This window comes from Pseudomonas sp., assembly GCF_037994325.1.
In the GTDB taxonomy this organism is placed as follows: domain Bacteria; phylum Pseudomonadota; class Gammaproteobacteria; order Pseudomonadales; family Pseudomonadaceae; genus Aquipseudomonas.
Genome location: NZ_JBBNAH010000123.1, coordinates 1 through 21810 on the forward strand (window position 1 = coordinate 1; position 21810 = coordinate 21810).

19 protein-coding genes and 1 pseudogene are annotated in these 21810 nt (G+C 58.1%); 13 read left to right on the top strand and 7 right to left on the bottom strand.

Annotated elements, in window-relative coordinates; translation table 11 throughout:
- Positions 1–280: 280 nt before the first annotated feature.
- The 4 genes from AAAB16_RS04175 to AAAB16_RS04190 form a co-directional block, all read right to left on the bottom strand.
- Positions 281–586 carry a DUF3892 domain-containing protein gene (locus tag AAAB16_RS04175; protein WP_340662204.1) on the bottom strand — a complete coding sequence of 102 codons (306 nt, stop codon included), beginning with the start codon at positions 584–586 and terminating at the stop codon, positions 281–283.
- 75 nt (positions 587–661) lie between these two features.
- A complete protein-coding gene (locus AAAB16_RS04180; RefSeq protein WP_340662205.1) occupies positions 662–967 on the bottom strand; it encodes a tyrosine-type recombinase/integrase in 306 nt (101 codons plus the stop codon).
- Positions 968–1314: 347 nt separating this feature from the next.
- Complete coding sequence (locus tag AAAB16_RS04185; protein WP_340662206.1) at positions 1315–1443, bottom strand: hypothetical protein; 129 nt, start codon at positions 1441–1443, stop codon at positions 1315–1317.
- The gene (locus AAAB16_RS04190; RefSeq protein WP_340662207.1) at positions 1440–1664 is read right to left on the bottom strand and encodes a DNA-binding protein; all 225 of its coding nucleotides are present in this window, start codon (positions 1662–1664) and stop codon (positions 1440–1442) included. Before AAAB16_RS04190 ends, AAAB16_RS04185 begins: the two co-directional genes overlap by 4 nt.
- A gap of 465 nt (positions 1665–2129) precedes the next feature.
- Between AAAB16_RS04190 and AAAB16_RS04195 the strand changes: the two genes are divergently transcribed.
- Positions 2130–3005, top strand: a complete 876-nt coding sequence (locus tag AAAB16_RS04195; RefSeq protein ID WP_340662208.1) for a hypothetical protein — start codon at positions 2130–2132, stop codon at positions 3003–3005.
- Positions 3006–3188: 183 nt separating this feature from the next.
- Here AAAB16_RS04195 and AAAB16_RS04200 read toward each other — a convergent pair whose 3' ends face one another.
- Positions 3189–3809 carry a hypothetical protein gene (locus AAAB16_RS04200; RefSeq protein ID WP_340662209.1) on the bottom strand — a complete coding sequence of 207 codons (621 nt, stop codon included), beginning with the start codon at positions 3807–3809 and terminating at the stop codon, positions 3189–3191.
- Between the two features lie 27 nt (positions 3810–3836).
- Positions 3837–3980, bottom strand: a pseudogene (locus AAAB16_RS26510) (HNH endonuclease); the annotation flags it as partial.
- A 791-nt stretch (positions 3981–4771) separates the two neighbouring features.
- Here AAAB16_RS26510 and cysK point away from each other — a divergent pair.
- Together cysK and AAAB16_RS04210 are read left to right on the top strand one after the other, a co-directional pair.
- Positions 4772–5719, top strand: a complete 948-nt coding sequence (cysK, locus tag AAAB16_RS04205) for a cysteine synthase A (RefSeq protein WP_340662210.1) — start codon at positions 4772–4774, stop codon at positions 5717–5719.
- An 8-nt stretch (positions 5720–5727) separates the two neighbouring features.
- Entirely contained in the window at positions 5728–6894 is a 1167-nt protein-coding gene (locus tag AAAB16_RS04210) for an aminotransferase class V-fold PLP-dependent enzyme (protein ID WP_340662211.1), read from the top strand.
- Positions 6895–6937: 43 nt separating this feature from the next.
- Here the strand turns inward: AAAB16_RS04210 and AAAB16_RS04215 are convergent, their stop codons facing one another.
- Positions 6938–7759 (bottom strand): NADPH-dependent oxidoreductase, encoded by an 822-nt coding sequence (locus AAAB16_RS04215; RefSeq protein WP_340662212.1) that lies wholly within the window; start codon positions 7757–7759, stop codon positions 6938–6940.
- A gap of 285 nt (positions 7760–8044) precedes the next feature.
- Here AAAB16_RS04215 and AAAB16_RS04220 point away from each other — a divergent pair, with 285 nt between their 5' ends.
- The 10 genes from AAAB16_RS04220 to AAAB16_RS04265 form a co-directional block, all read left to right on the top strand.
- Positions 8045–10207, top strand: a complete 2163-nt coding sequence (locus AAAB16_RS04220; protein ID WP_340662213.1) for a TonB-dependent receptor — start codon at positions 8045–8047, stop codon at positions 10205–10207.
- 25 nt (positions 10208–10232) lie between these two features.
- A complete protein-coding gene (locus tag AAAB16_RS04225; protein WP_340662214.1) occupies positions 10233–11570 on the top strand; it encodes an LLM class flavin-dependent oxidoreductase in 1338 nt (445 codons plus the stop codon).
- On the top strand, positions 11567–12622 hold the full coding sequence (locus tag AAAB16_RS04230) for an ABC transporter substrate-binding protein (protein WP_340662215.1): 1056 nt from the start codon (positions 11567–11569) through the stop codon (positions 12620–12622). The genes AAAB16_RS04225 and AAAB16_RS04230 overlap by 4 nt, the downstream gene beginning before the upstream one ends.
- The gene (locus AAAB16_RS04235) at positions 12619–13443 is read left to right on the top strand and encodes an ABC transporter permease (protein ID WP_340662216.1); all 825 of its coding nucleotides are present in this window, start codon (positions 12619–12621) and stop codon (positions 13441–13443) included. The genes AAAB16_RS04230 and AAAB16_RS04235 overlap by 4 nt, the downstream gene beginning before the upstream one ends.
- The gene (locus AAAB16_RS04240) at positions 13443–14207 is read left to right on the top strand and encodes an ABC transporter permease (protein WP_340662217.1); all 765 of its coding nucleotides are present in this window, start codon (positions 13443–13445) and stop codon (positions 14205–14207) included. Before AAAB16_RS04235 ends, AAAB16_RS04240 begins: the two co-directional genes overlap by 1 nt.
- Before the next feature lie 77 nt (positions 14208–14284).
- The gene (locus tag AAAB16_RS04245; protein ID WP_340662218.1) at positions 14285–15274 is read left to right on the top strand and encodes an aldo/keto reductase; all 990 of its coding nucleotides are present in this window, start codon (positions 14285–14287) and stop codon (positions 15272–15274) included.
- A gap of 28 nt (positions 15275–15302) precedes the next feature.
- Entirely contained in the window at positions 15303–17042 is a 1740-nt protein-coding gene (locus AAAB16_RS04250) for an ABC transporter ATP-binding protein (RefSeq protein WP_340662219.1), read from the top strand.
- Positions 17035–18846, top strand: coding sequence for an ABC transporter ATP-binding protein (locus tag AAAB16_RS04255; protein WP_340662220.1), 1812 nt, complete (start codon positions 17035–17037; stop codon positions 18844–18846). The genes AAAB16_RS04250 and AAAB16_RS04255 overlap by 8 nt, the downstream gene beginning before the upstream one ends.
- 97 nt (positions 18847–18943) lie before the next feature.
- Positions 18944–19486 carry an alpha/beta hydrolase gene (locus AAAB16_RS04260; protein WP_340662221.1) on the top strand — a complete coding sequence of 181 codons (543 nt, stop codon included), beginning with the start codon at positions 18944–18946 and terminating at the stop codon, positions 19484–19486.
- A 365-nt stretch (positions 19487–19851) separates the two neighbouring features.
- On the top strand, positions 19852–21810 hold a 1959-nt coding region (locus AAAB16_RS04265), incomplete at its 3' end, for a TonB-dependent receptor (protein ID WP_340662222.1).

Consider the following 21810-nt stretch of genomic DNA (forward strand, 5'->3'; position numbering starts at 1 on the left):
GCTCACCGACCTCTGCCTCAAGGCCCTCTGCAAAACAACCAACTGCCGGAACCTGCTCGCCCTCCAAAAACGACCGCTCGTCCAATCAGCTATAGCGGGGGCATATTTGGGGGCACATCAGAATGGAGATAAAAATAATGCATTACAGATCAAAAGCTTAACAGGCTATTTAAAGAGCCCCCGGCTCCACCAAACAAGCCCCTGATTTTCCTAGTGAAATTCAGGGGTTTTTTATTGGGTGTCGAAAAAGTGTCGAGACGCATAGGATTTGACGAAAAGCTCAAAACACGGGGAGCTTGCCCAGATTATCTTTCAGTATGTCGTTGGCATCCGTACTCAAATACTCACCATCAATGACATGCACGCGCGCTCCTGAATGACGGGTAGTCCCGTCTGAATCGAGCGTAGAGGTGGCAAAGGTGGCACTTCCCAAGTTGATGAGTTCAGCAACGAAAGCCCGAGGCACAATGTGTGCAGGTCCAAAGGTCCCGTTTTTGCCACCCGCGCCTGGGTAAAAACGCTTCAATTTGAGAGATTGGATATGATCGTCTTCCATTCTTATATGAGTTATCCAAAAATCAGCCATACAACTCTCCTTAAGCGGACCATCCGCAGTCGAGATATGCGGGCCACTATTGTGATATCAACCCCAATAAGCGAATTATTTTGCGGCCAACGGCCCGAACTTCAGCACGTCAGCAAGGTGATCCGCTGAGAGATGCGCATAGCGCATAGTCATAGAAAGGCTGGAATGCCCTAGGATTTTCTGCAGGGTCAGGATGTTCCCGCCGTTCTGAATAAAGTGACTCGCGAAGGTATGCCGAAGCGAGTGTGCCGCCTGCCCTTTCGGTAGCTGAATGGTCGTTCTGGCCAAAGCTCGACGGAATGAAGTGATGGCCGAATTTGGCTGACCGTGTTGCTTCCAATGACTAACGATCTTGGCTTCCAGCTCAGTCGAAATAGGCACTGACCTGACCTTTCACTCTTGGTCCCGCTGAACGTGATCACCGCGTTTCGCAGGCCAGTCGGTTTCAGCTTCTCAGCCTCAGACCAACGTGCCCCGGTAGCCAAACAGATCAGCGTGATTATCTCGACGTGTGGGTTATCGCAGGCTCTTCGGATCTCAGTCAGCAGCTCTGCAATCTGCTCATTGGTAAGCCAGGACAACTCACGCTCCTGGATCTTCAACGGCTTCACCAACGCAAGCGGATTGGCATATTCGATGACACCCAGGCCACGCATTTCGTTGAACACGGCACGCAGATAACCCAACTCGTTGTTAAGCGTTTTCGGTGACGTACCCCCCCCCTAGCCTTACCCGTCGATCATAGGCGTAAGTTTGAGGATCAAGCTTTGCAGCCTGAGGGTTTCGCAGACGTTTATGCCGCTCATTTCAGCGAAGGTTGGGATGCTGCACAGATCCAGGCTGTCGTCCTTACTCATAGCGTGAACTCCTTTTCCAAAAGCTGTTGAGTCAGCAGAGACACGTTGACCATCACGTGTTTACCCAGCTTGTACGAAGGGAGGTAGCCATTACGGATCCAGCCCCATACGCTGTTGTGGTCGTTGCTCATGCGGATCCAGTCGGCAAAGTCGCGCCACGGCATTACCGGCGGGGGTGTAATAAGGTCTTTTAGCGTGAGGTTGATTCCTTCCACATCCATGGTCTTTCCTGCACTATGTTGGCCTATAGGGGACCATGGTATTGCACTATGTGCATGGATAATGTGCAAAAAAAATAGCGTTTGGAGTATGGTTTGTACATAGTCCAACAATGACTAATGACTAATGACTATCGAATGAACATCACTAGAGCGGGTAGCACGGACTACAACCGCTGGGTGAGCATCAAGCGCGGAAGAGCCCGAGTGGGGGCCGACGAAGTGGAAATCCTGGGCACTGCTTATCCGCAGTACCGGTGGTGGCTGACTACTGGTGAGGTGATGCCAGAGATCGGGCAGACAAGCCCCGAATACGACGAAGCCAATCGAAACTTGACCAGTCCAAACGCGGGATAGCGATTACCCAGGAAGTAGCTAGGCGCTGGTATGCCCGAAGGGAATGGGAAGTAGAGTAAAAGCCTGTTTGATTCAACAATTTCGCTAACAGGCTATTAAGGAGTCGATATTATGGATGAATCCTGCTCAAAGCCTCGCTATATACTGAGAAATAGATACTTAGGCTCGACTAAAGAAATCGCCATAACCGAAGGCGAATACGAAAAACTCAAGAAAGCCAGAGAAACACTTAGCGCAGCCTTAGCAATTGAAGAACTATTTAGCGTCTTAATAACAAATTTCAATGATGCGCAAAATTCAATTGATAGTACCTCCAAAGCCTACTTCAATCTTGAAGACTATAGTTATTACGGCATGCATGAACTTATGCAACTCGTAAACGTGAGGACTATAAATTTCATTACTGCCGCAAAGCTTTACACAGACAACTTAACCTCAGACGCCAAATACATTGGCGGAAAAAGTCTATGTGTAAAAATAGAGAAAAAACGATCTGAGCTATACGATGCGAGCCCTGAGTACAGAGCAATAGACCAGCTTAGGAACTACGCCTTGCACGCAGGGGCAGTCATACACAGCATAACCGGAAACTTTGTAAGACCTGAAAACGGCGAAGTCCCAAAGGCAATCTTTTACACAAGCAAGGCTATCCTGTCTAAAAAATCAGACAGAATAAAAACAAAAGTAATGAATGAAATGCCTGATAAAATCAATATATCAGAATATATTTCAACAGCAGTGGAAAAATACAAAGAGCTCCACACCTATATCCAAACCGAATCATCCAACTCAGTAGCCAATGTAAGAAAACTCTTTGAAGACACAATCCAAACCTCTACAGAAACACTCGATGAGACAACAGGTCTTGCCGCCTGTATTTATCGGGATGAAAAAGAAATGGAATTCATCCAAATTTTCTTAGAGTGGGATGACGTACGCATGCGCCTAGCAGAAAACGCAAAACTGGAAAGTCTCGCTCCCAAATGAGTAGTGTCGAAAACTGTCGAAATCAAAGTCCAAATGATGCTGACACTGTCCAGAGCAGTCGTAACGGGAAGCCGAGAATCACCAGCCTTGACCAACGAAGATCATCAATGGGCAATGCTAGAACCAGGTTCTTAGCCCCCTGTGCTAGATCTGCCTATATACAATGCTAGCACTTTATAACCTCTATCCTTCTGCATTTTCCCCCCAGTAAAGCGGACTTACATTATCATTTTCGTTCAACCAAGTTTCATACCCTTCAATACAAGGCCCGTCTATATTTATAGTTAGCTCCACACCATACAACGCAAGAACAAAGTAAAGCTCTCCATGACAAGTGTGCAAAAAGTCATATTCGTGTACTTTCTGACCTTCTAAGCCGTGTATTTTTTCATCTAAATTAGCATCATAAATTCTGCGCACATAGTATGGCCATTCTTTCACATGACCGTATCTAGCGTGTTCCCTAATCAAGTCAAATTGCTCCTCCTCCACGATATAATCAATCCCACCATCCGAAGATAACAGTCTCTGCGCTATGGCTTCCAGAGCAACCTTTGCAAGAAACCTGGACGTTACCTTCGCTGTCGGAATTCCTGTGCCCACTGGGAAATACAACTTTGAAGACTGGCCACTACGAACCAGCTCAAACTGATCTTCATTCAACTCTACAGACGCAATTATCTCATCACCATCTAAAACCCGACGAATACTAATTGGCGCCTCTGAGCCAAGCATGACTCCTAACATCGGAGGAACCCGGCCTTTCTTACTTGGTATAGCCTGATGAAATCTCAGCACTTCCATTTCAGGCGAACATAAAAACTGCCGCTCCACCTTCCGGGAGAAATAATTATTGCACTTATCACAAACGACCCCTCGCGGGAGTATTTGTTTAGTGTTCCACAAGCTCTCAGGAATAATGTGCTCAACACTTCTAGAACCAGTCGAGTCTAACTTACAGAAAATACATCTCATCGCCTGACCAAATAGATAGCAAATTTTGACTTTCCCGAAAGCTACGGCCAAAGGACTAGGCTGTCTAGCGTGATGTCGAAAATGTGTCTAAAACACAGTCCAAGGAAGACTGATACTAACCAGTTGGGCCTAATTCAGAGGTGCATCACAACCAGCTTTGACCGATGAAGGCCATCAACACCCAAAGCTAAAACCGGGTTCAAATCCCCCCGGCCCACCAAACAAGCCCCTGATTTTCCTAGTGAAATTCAGGGGTTTTTTATTGGGTGTGGAAAAGGTGTTGGAACGAATGACTTATCCGCTCGCCTCCCGCCCAGGCTCGTCCTCTGCAACACGCCAACGCCAGTACCGATCAGGCTTAACCCATACGACCGAGCCCTCAGTTAGTCTCCTGAAAGCATCGAGAATGGGCCGACCCAAAACCAAGTTACCGTCAGCGTTCTCACGCAAGAGCTCCTCGCCAGATACCCGAAGCGCAAAATCCACGACGTCATCAGCCGATCAGGTTGGAGAACAAAGCAAACCTGCCACTAAAGCGGACGGCGGTTTGCTAGAGGGCTGAATAGAGCATGGCGGTAGTATTCCAGTGGTGGTTGCGGGCCAGTTTTACGGATCACTCAGCCGATTGCTTCCCCCAAGGCCCACTCCAGCCGCCATAGCCGTTCCGCGCCTATGCTTCGGTGAATATCTCGTTTTTCATCGCTTGCCCCCCACGTTAACGTCCGTGCCAAGCACCTGCGCGCGTTTGCGTAGGCATTTCCTGCCAGCACGGTGGGCGTTAGCGAGGAACCATGACGAGCTTTAGAGGACGTGTTTACGACAGCATCATCGACACCATCGGCGCCACGCCCCTGGTGCGTTTCAGCCGCTTCGCCGCGGCGCACAATCTGCCGGCCGAGCTGCTCGGCAAGCTGGAGTTCTTCAACCCGCTGTCGTCGGTGAAAGACCGCCTGGGCCTGGCGCTGATTGAAGATGGCGAACGCTCGGGACACATAACGGCGGATACGGTATTAATCGAGCCCACCTCCGGCAACACCGGCATCGCATTGGCCTTTATCGCCGCCGCCCGAGGTTATCAGCTGATTTTGTGTATGCCGGAAAGCATGTCCGAGGAGCGCCGCAAGATGCTGCGTTTCCTCGGCGCGCGACTGGAGCTGACGCCCGGCGACAAAGGCATGGGCGGCGCCATTGCCCGCGCCGAAGAATTACAGAAGGAAATTCCCAATTCCTTGGTGTTGCAGCAGTTTGAAAATCCGGCCAACCCGGCGATTCATACCGTGACCACGGCCGAGGAAATCTGGAAGGACACTGCAGGTCGCGTCGATATCGTGGTGTCTGGCATTGGCACCGGCGGCACCATTACCGGGGTTGGCGAAGTGCTCAAGCGCTATAAACCCTCGGTGCAGATGATTGGTGTAGAGCCAGCGGGTAGCGCGGTGCTATCCGGCGGCAAACCGGGGCCGCACAAGATTCAGGGGATTGGTTCGGGCTTTTTGTCGAAGATTCTCGACCTGAATCTGATCGACGAAATTGTCACCGCCACCGACGACGAAGCCCTCGACACAGCGAGGCAAATTGCCCGCCTGGAAGGCGCGCCGGTAGGCATCAGTTCCGGCGCAGCGTTGGCAGCGGCGGTACGTATCGGCAAGCGGCCGGAAAACGAGGGTAAGGTGATTGTTACCATCATTCCGAGCTTTGCCGAGCGTTATCTGTCGACCGCCCTGTTCGACGAGGTATGAACGCGCTTATGTCGAAAATTCTTCCGTGGAACTGGGCTGAAAACAGCCCGGCACAACCGCTTTATTTTGACTACGCCGCCACCACGCCAGTGGATGAGCGAGTGATCGAACGCATGGTCGCCTGCCTAGGCAAAGGCGCCACCTTTGGCAATCCGGCGTCCAGCTCGCATGTGTTTGGTCAGCAGGCGCGTGAACAGGTGGAACGTGCGCGCCGGCAAGTGGCTGAGCTGGTGGGCGCTAGTCCGGCGCAGCTTATTTGGACGTCGGGTGCGACCGAGTCGAATAACCTGGCGTTAAAAGGCGTCGCCCAGGCGCGGGGCAATAAGGGTCATATCATCAGTAGTCAGTTGGAGCACAAGGCCGTGCTCGACACACTGAAGCAGTTGGAAAATGACGGTGTAGCGGTTACATATCTGGCGCCGGATCGCACGGGCGCGATTACCGCTGCGGCTGTCAGCCAGGCGCTGCGCGACGACACGTTTTTGGTCTCGCTGATGCTGGTAAACAACGAGTTGGGCACGGTGACTGATATCGCCACCATCGGCCAGATCGTCCGTGACCACGGCGCGTTATTCCATGTGGATGCCGCACAAGCCACCGGCAAAGTGACCATCGATTTGGCAAGTCTTGCGGTGGATTTGATGTCCTTTTCCGCGCACAAAACCTATGGCCCCAAAGGTATTGGTGCGCTGTACATTGGCGCGCGCGCCAGCAACCAGGTGCAGGCGCAAATCCATGGCGGCGGTCATGAAATGGGTTTGCGCTCGGGGACGCTGGCCACTCACCAGATTGTCGGCATGGGTGAAGCGTTTGCCCTGGCCCAGGAGCATGGGGAGCATGAGCGCGCCAATATCAGTGCCCTGCGCCACCGCCTGCTGGCCGCGCTGGCCGACTCCCCGGTGGTGATCAATGGCAACAAAACCACCCACATCCCCCACACCCTGAGCCTGACGCCGTATTGGGATTTCGCCATCGGCAACGAGCTGGCGTTTTCATCAACCTCGGCGTGTAACTCGGCTAGTAATGCGCCGTCCCACGTATTGCTGGCGTTGGGGCTAAAAGCCGATGAGGCGTTGCGCACCATTCGCCTGAGTTTCGGGCGGTTCAGCACAGAACAGGAAGTGGATCGGGCGGCGGTGTTGATTCGTAAGGCGCTGACGGTGCCTACGCCGTAGGGGTGCGCGCATCGCGGCTTCGGCCGCGATACCTTTTCACCGTTCAATCCAGACTGAAGCCCCGTGCGCGCAGCAAGCCCGCCAGCTTCACCCGCCCACCCAGCGTCACCACCGACTGCAACCGCTGACGAAGCAAGTCCGGCCATGTAACGGGTTGCAGCTGTTGGCTTGTGTAGTACGCCTGCAGCCGCTCGCTGTAGACCCGTACCGCCTCGTCTTCCCCGGCCGTCGAGTACTGGTCAATGTGCAGCACCACGTCTTGCCCCAGACGCGGTTTTACCCCGCCGTCGTAACTGGGGTCGGCGTAACCCACGCACAGGCCAAACACAGGAAAGCTATTGGCCGGCAAATTCAGTTCTTCGCTCACCGCCGCAATGTCGTTGCGCAACGCGCCGATATACACGCTCGAGAGCCCCAACGATTCCAACGCCACCACCGCGTTCTGCGCGGCCAGTGCGGCGTCGATGCTGCTGAACAGCAGCGGCTCCAGGTAGTCCAGCGCCTCCAGCACCTGCCCTTCTCGCTCGGCCTGGCGCTTGGCCCGCGACAGATCAGCCACCCAGACCAAAAACAACGGCGCTTGTACGATATGCGCCTGCCCGCCAGCAATCTCGGCGAAGCGTTGCCGACGTTCCGGGTCGTGCACAGCGATCACGCTCCAGGACTGCAAGTTGGAGGACGTGGCGGCCGATTGCGCGGCGGCGATCAGCACTTCCAACGTGCCCTCGGGCAATGCAGTGGGCAGGTAACGGCGCACGCTGCGGTGGGCCAGCAGGCTGTCCAACACCGGGTTCCACACGGCGGGTGTCAGTGCATGCGGCACGCCGTAGCGTTGTTCAAGGGGTCTTTTGGTGGCTGCGATCATCGCTGTTTTTTCCCGTTAATACGGACAATCCCGTGCGTCTGATCTTATCCAGCCGAAGGCATATGCAAAGGGCGATTTCCGTCTATGCAAATGCACTATTTGCTGTACGCAGAAGTCCCAGCCAGAGGCGTTTGCGCATAGTTGATTACCGGCTTTGCATTGCAGATAAAGTCAGTTCCATGACGCCCCGTCGCCGCCTTAACCTCCGCTCGCCGCAGAGAAGCGGCTTTCTGTTCCGACTATCACGAGATGGAGGCAACGCTCAGTTAAAACAGCGAGGGTGTCATGCACGGTTTGCAACGTAGCGCTCCAGGTTTTACCCGCCAAAAACTCCTGTTGGCCGCCGCCATCAGCGCCACCTTGGGCATGCCGTTGCAGGCCTGGGCAGACGAAAACAGCGACAGCAATGACGCTCGCCTGCCAGAGGTAAAAGTCACCGCCGAACGCCGCGAAACCACGCTGCAGAAGACCCCGGTCACGGTGAACGTAATCGATTCCAACGAGCTGGAAAAACGCTCGGTGACCAAGCTCGCAGACCTCGCCGGCCTTGCCGCCGGGGTGAATATTCCCAGCCAATGGCCGAACACCCAAAGCGTATTTATTCGCGGCATCGGCTCATCCCGCCCCATCGGCAACCCGTCCGTGGGCTGGTACCTGGACGACGTTTATATCCCCCGCTCCTTTGGCAGCAGCTTTCTCGGCAACCTGCCAGACATTGAGCGCGTCGAAGTACTGCACGGTCCGCAAGGCACGCTGTATGGGCAGAACACCAGCTCGGGCGCGCTGAAGCTGATTTCCAAGCAACCAACGGCCGATCCCCATGCGTGGGCCAGCCTCGGTTTGGGTAACCAGGGCCAGGTGGAAAGCCGTGGCTATATCACCGGCGCGCTGGTGCCAGAGGTGCTGAAAGGCAGCGTGGCATTTGCCAGCAGCGAGATTGATGGCGACGTGCACAACGAGTACCTGCACAAAGACGTCAACAGCTACGAGAACAAGCAGTTTCGCAGCATTGTCAGCCTTACCCCGAATGACACCTTTGACGCCACCCTGACCGTCGACGGCCTGCATGGTCACGCCACCTCGGGCGCCACGCCGCTAAACCAGCCAGGCACCGGCACACGGCGCAATTTTTCCGATATTGGTGATAAGCAGAATTACGACAGCGGTGGCGTGTCGCTAAAGCTGCAGCAGCAACTCAATGATCAACTGGCCGTGAAGTCGGTGACTGCCTACCGCCAGTTCGATGTCGACATGCCCTCGGACGACCCCTACCCGACCTACAAATCGGGCTTCGACCAGGACCTGAACCAAGAGCAGTACTCCCAGGAATTCCAATTGCTCGGCGACTACGGCCGTTGGAATTTCATCACCGGGCTGATGCTGTGGCATGAAGTATTTGAGATGGACCGTCTGAGCTGGAGCAACAACGCCTTCAGCATTATCGACAGCAAAAGCACCACCAACAGCGCCGGCCTGTATGGCCAGGCCACGTACCACGTGACTGATGCCCTCGGCGTTACCCTGGGCCTGCGACTGAATAAAGAATGGCGCGAAATGGACAGCGCCGCGTACACCAGCAACGCCAGCCGGGCGCGCCTGAACCAACGTTACTCGGTGAACGGCCTTAAAGAAGAGTACGAGGCGGTCACGCCCAAGGTGACCATCGACTACCAATGGACCCCGGAAATTCTCACCTACGCCACCTATGCCGTGGGCGAAACCGCTGGCGGCTGGAACCCGGCGTCGGCGTCGCTGGCGATTGCCGAAGTACCGGTAGACCCGGAGAAAGTCACCTCCTATGAAGTGGGCTTAAAGAGCACCGCGTTTGACGGCCGCCTGCGCAACAACCTGGCGGTGTTTTACAACGACTACGAGGACTACCAGGCCTCAATCAATAACCCGGTGGTCAACGGCCAGCTAATCACCGGCGCGGTAATTGCCAACGCCGGTCAGGCCCACACCTGGGGCGCGGAATGGGAGTCTACGTTCAAGGCCACCCGCGACCTGCAGTTCAACCTGAACCTGGCGTACCTGCGCACCCAATTCGACGAATTCCTTAACCCCACAGGCGCCGCCAGCACCGACTTCAGCGGCTATGAGTTGCCCTACGCACCGCGCTGGAGCGGCAGCATCGGCACCACCTACAGCCTGCCGCTCAGCAACGGCGGCGACCTGCGCCTGAACGCCAACTACCGCTCGGAAAGCAGCTCGTATTCGGCGGTCAGCGCCACCAACGAATTCACCAAGTTCCCGTCCACCAACTACCTCGACGCAGGCGTGTTTTACACCACGCCAGACGCGGGCTGGACCTTCTCGGTGACCGGTAAAAACCTGCTGAACAAAACCTACGAGCTGCCGGGCACCTATGTGCCAGCGCTGGCCTTTGACTCGATCACTTACAACCGCGAACGGCAGGTGTTGTTCACCGTGCGCCGCGATTTCCTCTGACTGAAGCGTTAAGGGAGCACCCGACATGGCCCGTACCGACAACCGTCAACTTCGCCTGGCCGCCTTCCTTTCCGGCATCGGCGCCCATGTGCAAGCGTGGCGCCACCCCGACACCAATAGCCGCAGCGCGTCCGACCTAAGCACGTTTATTGAAGCGGCGAAAATTGCCGAGGCTGGCAAATTCGATTTCGGCTTTATTGCCGACTCGACGTTTATCACCAAGGATTCCACGCCCTACTTCTTGAGCCGTTTGGAACCGATCACGGCACTGTCCGCCGTCGCCTCGGTGACCACGCACTTGGGCCTGGCCGCGACCATGACCACCTCGTTTAGCGAGCCGTTCACCACGGCGCGACAACTCGGTTCGTTGGACGTACTGAGCGGCGGTCGCGCCGCCTGGAACGCAGTGACCGGCGCTCTGGAAGGCCACGCGCGCAACCACGGCGGCGAAAAACTCTACGACCACGCCCTGCGCTACCGCATTGCCGACGAGTACATCCGCGTGGTCAAAGGCCTGTGGGATTCCTGGGAAGATGACGCCTTCGTTCGCGACAAAGACAGCGGCCAGTACGTCAATTTCGACAAGATGCACCCGCTCAATCACAAAGGTGAATTCTTCTCCGTGCAAGGCCCGCTGAACATCGAACGCTCGCCCCAAGGCCGGCCGATTCTGTTCCAGGCCGGCGCCTCGGAGCCGGGTCGCGACCTGGCCGCGCGGGAAGCTGACGCGATCTTTTCCGGCAGCGTGGAAGACGTGCCAGCGGCCAAGGCGTACTACCAAGACATCAAAGCCCGCGCGGCGGCCTATGGTCGTTCGCCGGACGAGATTCTGATTTTCCCCTCCATCACTCCGGTGGTGGGCACTACCGAAGCCGATGCCCTGCGCAAGCACCGCGAAGTGGCCGAGCTGCTGGATATCAATGTGGCGGTGAAATACCTGAGCCGTTACTTCAGCCTGTTCGACTTCAGCCAATTCCCCCTCGACGAACCGCTGCCGGACCTCGGCGATATTGGCAAAGACAGCTTCAAATCGACCGCCGAAGCCTACCTACGCATCGCCCGTGAACGGAACTTCACCCTGCGTGAACTGGCCTTGTTTGCTGCCAGCCCAGGCTTGCAGTTTGTTGGCACCGCCGAACAGATTGCCGACCGGTTGCAGGCGCTGTTTGAGGACGGCGTGGTGGACGGCTTTATCTTGCACGCCTATCTGCAGCCGGAAGGCCTGCGCGAGTTTGTTGAGCAGGTGGTGCCGATTCTTCAAGACCGGGGCATTTTCCGCCGTGAGTACGAAGCCGACACCCTGCGCGGCAACCTGGGCCTGGAATTCCCGCGCAATCGCCACGCCACCGGAGGCCGCTCATGAGCCGCTGGCGCAGCGTCTGGCTGCTGGCCGCCGTGTTGCTGACCGGCGCCGCTCAGGCAGAAGACAAGCCTGAAGTGATCCGCCTCGGTGCCCCGGCGCTCACCGGCAATATTCAGGGGGTCTGGGGCGCCAGCGGCGTCGCACGGGCGAAAGGTTTTTTTGAAGACGAGTTCAGCAAAGACGGTATTCGCGTGGAGTTTCCCGGCTTTAAAGGCGGCGGCCCAATGGTGGGCCAGGCCCTGGCCAACGGGCAGATCGACTTTGCCGGCAATGGCGACATGATCTCCATTATTGGCAAAAGCTCAGGGATCAAAAGCCGCCTGATCGCGCCGGGCAGCCGTCTTGAAAACGCCTATCTGCTGGTGAAGCCGGACTCGCCAATCAAAACCATCGAGGATCTGCGCGGCAAAAAAGTCGCGTACTTCAAGGGCAACTACATTCAGCTGCAGGTGATCCGCATCCTGGGCACCGCCGGCATGACCGAAAAGGATATTCGCAACGTCAGCCTACTCGGCGCGGCGGCCACCAACGCCCTGCTCAACGACAATATCGACGCCATTTTTGCCGGTTCAGAATCCCTGGAAAGCGAGGATAAAGGCCTGACCAAAGTGATCTACAGCACCCGGGGTGGCCCGGCGCGGCTTACCGCGCAATCGGGCCTGCTGGTGAGTGAAGACTTTGCCACGCGTTATCCGCAGATCACCGAGCGGGTCGTCAAAGTGCTGGTTCGTGCCGCGCGTTGGGCGTCGGAAGAGCAGAACCGCGACGAGGTGTTCGCCATCTGGGCCAAAGGCGGCCGCTCCATCGAAACACTGCGCGCCGACTACGAAGGCCGTCCGCTGGCCGACCGGCTTAGTCCGCTGATTGATCCGTTTTTTGTCGCCCAATACGAGGACACGCAAAAGCTGGTGGGCGAACTGGGCCTGCTGCGCGGCGGCCCGGTGGATATCAACCAGTGGTTTGACCGCCGCTTTCTAGACGCCGCCCTGGTGGAGCTAAACGCGCAGAATTACTGGGTGCCGTTAGACGCCAACGGACAACGTACCCAGTGACGACCGTCATGTTGTCCACCTCGGCCAAACTGATCCCGGCCAGATTGCGTACGCCATGGAAGCTGGCTGACGGCAGCTGGCTGCTCAACTGGTCGCTGCCGCTCGCCTTGCTCGCCCTGTGGTGGCTGGGCAGCGCGCTGCACTGGATCAGCCCGCAAACCCTGCCGCCGCCCGCGCAGGTGGCAGACACGCTGTGGACCATGGTTGGTAATGGCGAGGCGTGGCAGCACTTGTCCATCAGTTTGCAGCGGGTGGCTGGCGGTTTTCTGCTCGGCAGCGGCTTGGGCTTGGTGCTGGGGTTTGCCATGGGGCTGTCGCTGATCTTGCGCGAACTGCTGTACCCCAGTTTTCGAATGCTTGCCTGCGTGCCGCTGCTCGGTTGGCTACCGTTGCTGATGCTATTGCTGGGCATCGACGAGGCGCTAAAAGTGGTGCTGATCGCCAAGGCGGCGTTGATCCCCGTCACCCTCAACACCTACCAAGGCCTGCGCGGTGTGCCACCGGCGTTTCTCGAAGTGGCGCATCTGTACGGTTACAGCCAGCGCCAGCGAATGACCCGCGTATTGCTGCCGGCAGCGTTCCCCTCGATCTGGGGCGGGCTGCGGTACGGCCTAACCCATTGCTGGTTGGTGCTGGTATTGGTCGAACTGCTGTCCTCCACCGAAGGCTTGGGCTACTTGATGCTGAACGGTCAGCAGTTGATGCAAATGGACGTGCTGCTGGCCGCAGTGGTGATTGTCGGCGCGGTAGGCTTTTCCATCGACAAGCTGCTTCAACTGCTTGAAACCCACTTGCTGCGCTGGCGACGGGAGAGCTTTTAATGAACGTGACGTGGCGTCCGTATGTGCTGGGCTCCTTGCTGCCGCTGACCGCGTTGGTGCTGTGGTGCCTGGCCGCCCTTAACGACTGGAGCAACAGCCCGGTATTTGCCTCGCCGGCGGATGTGCTGCGCAGCGCCTGGGAACTGGCAACCGACGGTGAATTGGGCGGCGCGATTTTGGCCAGTTTGGGGCGCTACTTTAGCGGGCTGTTGTTTGGCGCCACGGCGGGCTTGGTCATTGGTTTGCTGCTGGGGTTGTCGCCGCTTAGCCGCCGTTTATTTGGCCCAACCTTGCGCACCGTGCAGCAAATTTCGCTGTTCGCCTGGGTGCCGCTGATCATGGCCTGGTTTGGCCTGGCCGAGACCAGCAAGGTGGTGTTTATCGCCCTGGCCGCGTTTTTCCCCGTACTGGTGAACACCTTTGAAGGCGTTGGCAGCGTGCCGCATACCCTGGTGGAAGTGGCGCGGGTGCACCGGTTCAGTCACATGCAAATGCTACGGCATGTGGTGCTGCCCGCCGCACTGCCCTCGATTTTTACCGGGCTATATCTGGCGCTGATTTATGGCTGGTTGGCGACCCTTGGCGCCGAATACCTGATGACGTCTGGCAGTGGACTGGGCAGCTTGTTGGTGGATGCGCAGGAGCAGTACCAGATGGACCGCATGCTGTTAGAAATTGTCTTGGTGTCGGCCATTGGGTTTGGGTTGAGTGCGCTGGCTGGCAGGTTGGAAAAACATTGGTTGCGGTGGCGCAGCGTCGCGTGAACAACAGATCAAAAAGCATCGCGGCTGAAGCCGCAATGCACTTCAAGCTGTACCCTAAAACATTAGAGAACCACCCCATGCAATACAAAAAACTTGGCAACACCGGCCTCACCGTTTCTCGCCTGGGCATCGGCACCATGACCTTTGGGTTGCAAACCGAAGAAGCCACGTCCCACGCCATCCTCGACCGCGTGCTGGATGCCGGCGTCACCTTTATCGACACCGCTGACGTGTACCCTATCGGCGGCACTCTGGAGACCGTGGGGCGCACTGAAGAAATTATTGGCCGCTGGCTGCCAGGCAAACGCGATCAGGTGATTCTGGCCAGCAAAGCCGTCGGCAAAATGGGTCCGCAGTCGTGGCAGCAAGGCGCGTCGCGCAAGCATTTGATCAGCGCCGTGGAGCACTCGTTGCGCCGGCTAAATACCGACTACCTCGACCTTTACCAACTGCATTCCGACGACGCCGAAACCCCCATCGACGAAACCCTGGAAGCGCTGGATACCTTGGTACGTTCGGGCAAGGTGCGCTATATCGGCGTGTCCAACTTCCTAGCCTATCGCCTGGCCTTGGCATTGGGCCGGTCGGATACCCGCCATCTGACGAAGTTTGTGTCTGTGCAGCCGCGTTACAGCCTGTTGTTCCGCGAAATCGAGCGCGAGTTGCTGCCGCTAAGCGCCGAGCAAAACATCGGGGTGGTAGTCTACAACCCGTTGGCTGGCGGTCTGCTCAGTGGCAAACACCAGTTCGGCACGCCCACCGAAGGCACCCGTTTTACCTTGGGCAGCATTGCCGGGCGTTATCAGGACCGCTACTGGCGCGAGCGCGAATTCGCCACGGTGGAAGCGCTAAAAGACCTGGCCGCCGAGTACCAGACCGACCTGGTCACCGCCTCCATCGCCTGGGTGCTGGCCAACCCTACCGTGACCACCGCATTGATCGGCGCCAGCCGTCCGCAGCAGCTTGAACAAACGTTGGCCGCCAGCGAGCTGCAACTGGACCCGACCTTTAAAGCCCGCCTGGACGAACTCACCCACGAGTACCGCTTCGGCGACGCCGCGCGCTAGTTCTTTCCCATCCGCCCGAGGTCGTCGCATGGCATCGCTGTCCGTTCTGCTGCCGTTTCTGAATCCGCAACGGCGCTCTCTGGCCATCGCTTTTGGGCTGATGTTGTGCGAGGCGTTGGTGGAGTTGTCGTATCCGCTGTTTATGGTGCTGCTGATTGATCGAGGAATTCTGCCCCATGACCTGTCCCAAGTGCTGCTGTGGGGCCTGGCCATGGTGGGGTTGGCGCTGTTCAGTTTTGTCTGCGGTATTAGCAGTACGTTTTTCGCCTCGGATGCTGGACAAAGTTTTGCCTGGCGGTTGCGCAGCGCGCTGTTTGCACGCATGGCCCGGGCACCGCTGAGCAGCGCCCAGCAGCATTCCACCGCCAGCCTGCTCACCCGCCTGACCAGCGACGTCAATCAGATGCAGACGGCCGTATTTATGTGCGTGCGTCTTTACCTGAGGGCTCCGCTGATTATTCTCGGCGCGGTGCTATTGGCGTTATGGGTGGACTCAACCTTGGCGCTGGTATTGGCGTTGGTCACGCCGCTGATTGGTCTGGCCCTGGGCTGGACGCTGGAACGGGGCATGCGCTTATTTCGCCTGGCCCAGGAACAAGTGGACCGCCTCACCGGCCTGCTGCGGGAAAACCTCAATGGCATGCAGCTGATCCGCTCGTACGGGCGCAGCGGCCATGAGCAGGCGCGGTTTGCCGCCACCGGCGAGGTGTTTCGTGAGCGGACCAGCGCGGCGATGCGTTTGTCCGAGATAGTGGTGCCGGGGCTGATCCTGCTACTGAACCTGTGCATTTTGGTGATTCTCTGGCTGGGCAATCAGCGCATCGCCACGCAAAGCATCAGTTCCGGCGAGGTGGTGGCGATCCTGAATTACGCGACGCGCATCATTGGCGAATTCGCCTACCTGTCGATGATTCTGACCAACCTGAGCATGGCCAAATCAGCGTTGGGCCGCAGTGCGGAAATCCTCTCGGCGCCTGTCGAACAGGACACCAATCAAGGCGCGGCCTCGGTCTCTGGAAAACCGCCAGCGCTGTATTGCGAGCACATCAGCTTTCGCTATCCCGGCGAGGGTGACGGGGTGGTCAACGGGGTGTCGTTTAGCCTGCGGCCTGGGCAGATGGCGGTGGTGGTGGGCTCGACCGGCGCGGGCAAATCCACGCTGTTGCAACTGCTCGCGCGCTTGCACGAAGTGGATGAAGGCCGCGTCTATCTGGATGGCGAAGACAGCCGCCAGTTGCCGCTGGCAGGTGTGCGCCAACGCATCGGTTATGTGCCGCAAAACCCGATGCTGGTGAGCGGCAGCATTCGCGACAATTTGCTGTGGGGCAAACCGGATGCCAGCGAGGCCGAGCTGATTGAGGCAGCGCAACGGGCGCAACTGTTGGCGCTGATTGAGAGCCTGCCGCAAGGCTTCGACACGCTGCTGCACAGCTGCGGCGGCAACCTGTCGGGAGGGCAAAAACAACGCCTGTCCATCGCCCGCGCCCTGCTGCGCAAACCGGACCTGCTGCTGCTCGACGATTGCACCAGCGCCCTGGATGCGCGCACCGAAGCGGCGCTATTACGCAGCTTGCGCGCTTTGCAGTGCACCTTGATTTTGGTCAGCCAGAAAATGGCCGCCGCCCACCGCGCGGATGTGGTGCTGTTGCTGGAGGACGGCCGCTTGGTGGCACGCGGCAGCCACGATGAATTGCTGGAACGCAGCGACCTGTACCGGCAGATCGCCGAGTCCCAAGCCCGCCACACCGAGGTGTTAAGCCATGCGTGAGTCGCTGTTGCAACGCTACGGCCCCCTGCCCTTGCTGCGTTTGGAACAGTCCACGGTCAGCAAGGGGCCCAAGCCGGCGCACTGGGGGAAAACCCTGTCACGCATTGGCGGTTATCTGGCCGCCTACCGGCTGGGGTTGTCTGCCGTTGCCGTCAGCGTATTGGTGATTGCCACGTTGGTATTGCTGGCCCCGTACCTGTTGGGCGTGGCCATTGACCGCTTGCTGATCCAGCACACCGCCACCTCGCCGCTGGTATTGATCGCCTGGTTGGGCGTGGTGTACCTGCTGCAACTGGTGGTGAGCATGGGCCAGAACCACGCCATGATCGGTATCGCCCAGCGCGCCGTAATGGCGATTCGCAGGGATGTGTTTAGCCGTCTGCATACCTTGCCAATGGCCTACTTTGCCGAACGCCATGCCGGGGAAATCGCCAGCCGCCTGACCAACGATCTGGATAACCTCGGGCAAACCCTTAGCCAGGCTGTGCTGCGGATTGGCACCAGCCTGGTGGTGTTTGCCGGCATGCTCGGCCTGATGTTTTGGCTAAACCCGCTGCTGGCGGTGGTCAGCCTGGTGGTGGTGCCGATGATGTTTGCCGGCGCGCGCTGGGTGAGTGCACGCACGCCGATCTTGTTTAAACGCCAGCAGGCAGATGTGGGGGCGCTGGCTGGGTATGTCGACGAGACGCTGACTGCGCATTTGGCGAGCAAGGCGTTTGGTCGCGAACAGGCGGTGATTGCCGATTTCGAAGTGCACAACGCCACGCTGCACCGCTCGGCCTACTGGGCGCAGACCTACTCCGGTTTTGTGTCCAAGCTGATGTATATCTGCGACAACCTGAGTTTTTCGCTGATTCTGGTGGTCGGCGGCGTGCTGGCGATTCAGGGCCACGTGACCATCGGCTTGATCGTGACCTTTAGCGAATACGCGCGGCAGTTTTCCCGCCAGCTGAACCAGGTGTCCACCCAGATCACCACGGTAATGGCGGCGTTTGCCGGCGCCGAGCGGGCGTTTGAATTGCTCGACGAAGGGGATGAGCCGGATGGCCGCATTGCCCTGGAAACGCTGCGGGGCGATATCCGTTTTGAGGGTGTGAGCTTTGCCTACGGCACCGGCGCGCCGGTGTTGCATGACGTCGACCTGCATATCGCGCCGGGACAAACCTTGGCGCTGATCGGCCCGACTGGCGCCGGTAAATCCACTGTCGTGCAACTGCTTAGCCGCCTGCATGACGTCAGCGCCGGACGCATTCTCCTGGACGGGCATGACCTGCGCGACCTGCGCCGCGCCGACCTGCGTCGACAGATTGGCTTTGTGTTGCAAGACCCGCTTCTGTTCAACGCCTCGGTGCGCGACAACGTGCGTTATGCGCGGGCCGAGGCCAGCGACGAGGACGTCGAACACGCCTGCCGCTTGGCCAACGCGCACGCTTTTATCGAAAAATTGCCCCACGGCTACGACACATTGCTGCGCCACGAAGGCGGCGATATCAGCCAGGGCCAGCGGCAGTTGCTGACCATCGCCCGGGCGATTCTGGCCGACCCGAAAATTCTGATTCTCGACGAAGCAACCAGCAGCATCGACAGCCTCACCGAAGCGCATATTCAGGAAGCGTTGATCCACCTGATGCGCGGCCGCACCTGCCTGGTGATCGCCCACCGTCTGCACACCATTCGCCATGCCGATCAGATTGTGGTGTTGGATAACGGTCGCGTGGCGGAGCGCGGGCGTCATGACGCCTTGCTGGCTGGCAATGGTCTGTACCGCAGTTTGTATGGCGAGCAACACGGCGGTGCCGCGTAAGGTTATTTGCATATGCCATAAGCGGCGTCGCCAGCAGAGCACGGATTCGTTAGCCTGCTCGGCTTTGTGTACTAACTCGTTACTCTTGAGCATCTCGATGACCCAGAAAACCCGCGTACTTACCCTGCCCGGCCGAGGCGATTCCGGTAACAAGCACTGGCAAACCTTCTGGGAGCACAGCTACCCGGAATTTCGTCGCGTGCAGCAAGCCGAATGGGATAACCCCGATATCGACGCTTGGGTGGACGCGTTGCAGGCGGTGATTGCTGAATCCGACGTGCCCGTGGTGTTGGTGGCGCACTCGTTGTCGGTGGCGCTGGTTGCTCACTGGGCGGCGCGGTACCAGGGGCCGGTTAAAGGCGCGCTGTTGGTGGCGCCGAGTGATGTGGATGATCCGTCCTACCCAGCAGGTGCCACGGGTTTTGCGCCCATGCCGCTGCAACGGCTGCCGTTCGCCAGCATTGTGGTGGCCAGCACGGACGATGCACGGGTCTCCCTGGCCCGCGCTGAAGTATTTGCCGCCGCCTGGGGCGCGCGGCTGGAGGTGCCGGGAGCGTTTGGGCACCTGGGTTCTCAAGCGGAACTGGGCGATTGGCCGTATGGGTTTGCACTGCTCCAAGAGCTGATAAACCTACCGTAGAAAACGCCCGTCCTCCCCTAAAAACACCGTCATCCCCGCCTTCGCGGGAATGACGGTGGTGTTAGACGACTCGGCGGTTCGGCCCAAACCCCATATACCCCACCGCTATATGAAAACTGCGCGTAAGCATCATCGTTAATATCAGTTCGCTTTCATCCAGCCCGCCCGTAGGCTCTTTCCATGGCCAACCGGACCATCCCCACAAGGGGACAACGTAGCGGCCGCTCCTCACGTACCCCTTTCCGTACCACTCACCAGTTGGCCGGATTAATCCGCGCCAAGGCGTCTTATCGCCCGCGTTGTTCACCGGAGCGGCTGTGCACGAAACGATTCAGCGAGTGAGGTTTGAAATGGGGAGCAACACCGTGAACACCGTACCATTTGCCCGTCAGGCACTGGGCCTTGCGCTGGCGTCTGTGCTGGCCTTGCTAAGCGGCGTGGCCGTTGCGGCCGATGCCAGCACCACGGCCGATGACAAGAAAGAAGACGGCGAGAAAAGCGCTGCGCTGGAAACCGTCACCGTCACCGCCGAACGCCGTACCACCGATGTGCAAAAGACTGCCGTGGCGGTGAGCGCCGTGGGTGAAAGCCAGCTGCAGGAGCGGCAAGTGCACACCCTTGCCGACCTCGCCGGCCAGGCGGCCGGACTGACCCTGCCGAGCCCATACATCAACCAGCAATACGTGTTTATCCGCGGTATCGGCAACTCGCGCCCGGCGGGTAACCCGTCGGTGGGTGTGTACCTGGATGACGTCTACGTGGCGCGCCAGTTTGGTAACGCCTATTCCAACTTGCCCGATATTGAGCGCGTGGAAATTCTGCGTGGCCCGCAGGGTACCCTGTACGGCCAGAACACCAGCTCTGGTGCGGTAAAGATCATCAGCAAAGAGCCCAGTGAAGAATTCGTTGGCTCGGTAGAGCTAGGCGGCGGCAACTTTGGCACCTTTGAATCCAAGGGCTATTTCAGCGGCGCGCTGGTACCCAATGTGCTGAGCGGCAGCCTGGCCGTGGCCAGCCGTCACAGCGACGGCTATGCCTATAACGAAATCCTGCATAAAGACGTCAACGGCTTCGAAACCAACCAGGCGCGCGCCAAGCTGCTGTTGCGAGCCAGTGACTCGCTGCGCTTCGACTTTTCCATCGACGAGGCCTATGACAAGTCCGACAACGCCGTGCCGTCGCCACGCACCCCGGCGCTGAGTAAAAACCACACCCGCGCCCTGTGGGACACCCGCACCGACCAGAAAAACGGCGGCCTGTCGTTAAAGGTCACCGACAACCTGGACGACCACCTGACCCTGAAATCCATCACCGCGTTCCGCCGTATCGAAGACGGCCAGCCGTGGGACAGCGACGGCCAGGCGCGCTACACCACCAACAAGTTTTACCAGGACATCAATCAGCGTCAGTTCTCTCAGGAGTTTCAGTTCCTGGGCGAGTACGAGCGTTTTGATTTCGTCACCGGCGCCACCTTTTTCCACGAGAACTTCAACTTCGACCGCCTCTCCGCGATTGGCGCCGCCCCCACCTGGCAAGTCACCCGTTCCTGGAACAAGAAAGAAAGCAACGGCATTTTTGGTCAGCTGCATTACAAGGTGACCGACGCCTTTGGCGTGACCGGCGGGCTGCGCTATTCCAAGGAAGAACACACCCTTGATGGCGATGCCTACAACAGCAACGCCGATGGCGCCCTGCTGACGCGGCGTTTCGCCTTTGAAGACTGGAAAGAGAAAAACGACAGCCTGATTCCCAAGCTGACCCTGGACTACACGTTCAGCCCGCACCTGTTCACCTACTTCACCTTTGCCAAGGGTGAAACCTCGGGGGGCTGGAACCCGGCGCCGTCCAACTTGATCAGCCTGATCGAACGTCCCATCGACCCGGAGGAAGTGACGTCCTATGAGCTGGGGATCAAAACCTCGGCCTTTGACAATCGCCTGCAAAACAACATTGCGCTGTTCTACAACGACTACGAGAACTACCAAACCAGCCTGAGCGACCCGGTGTTCAACGGCACCCAGGTTATTGGCTCGGTACTGGCCAACGCCGACTCCTCCCACACCTATGGCGCGGAATTGGAGTCCACCTTTCTGATCACCCCGGATTGGCGCACCAGCTTTACCGCCTCCTACCTGCGAACCAAGATTGACCAGTTCCTGCCCGATGGCGTGGCCTCGCTTGCCGACTACAGCGGCAACGAACTGCCCTTCGCCCCGCACCTGAGCCTGAACCTGAACACCGTGTATGACCTGGCCGTGCCGGGCGGCGACCTGCGCCTGAACGGCAACGTACGTCGCTCCAGCGAGTTCTACACGGGGGTGGAT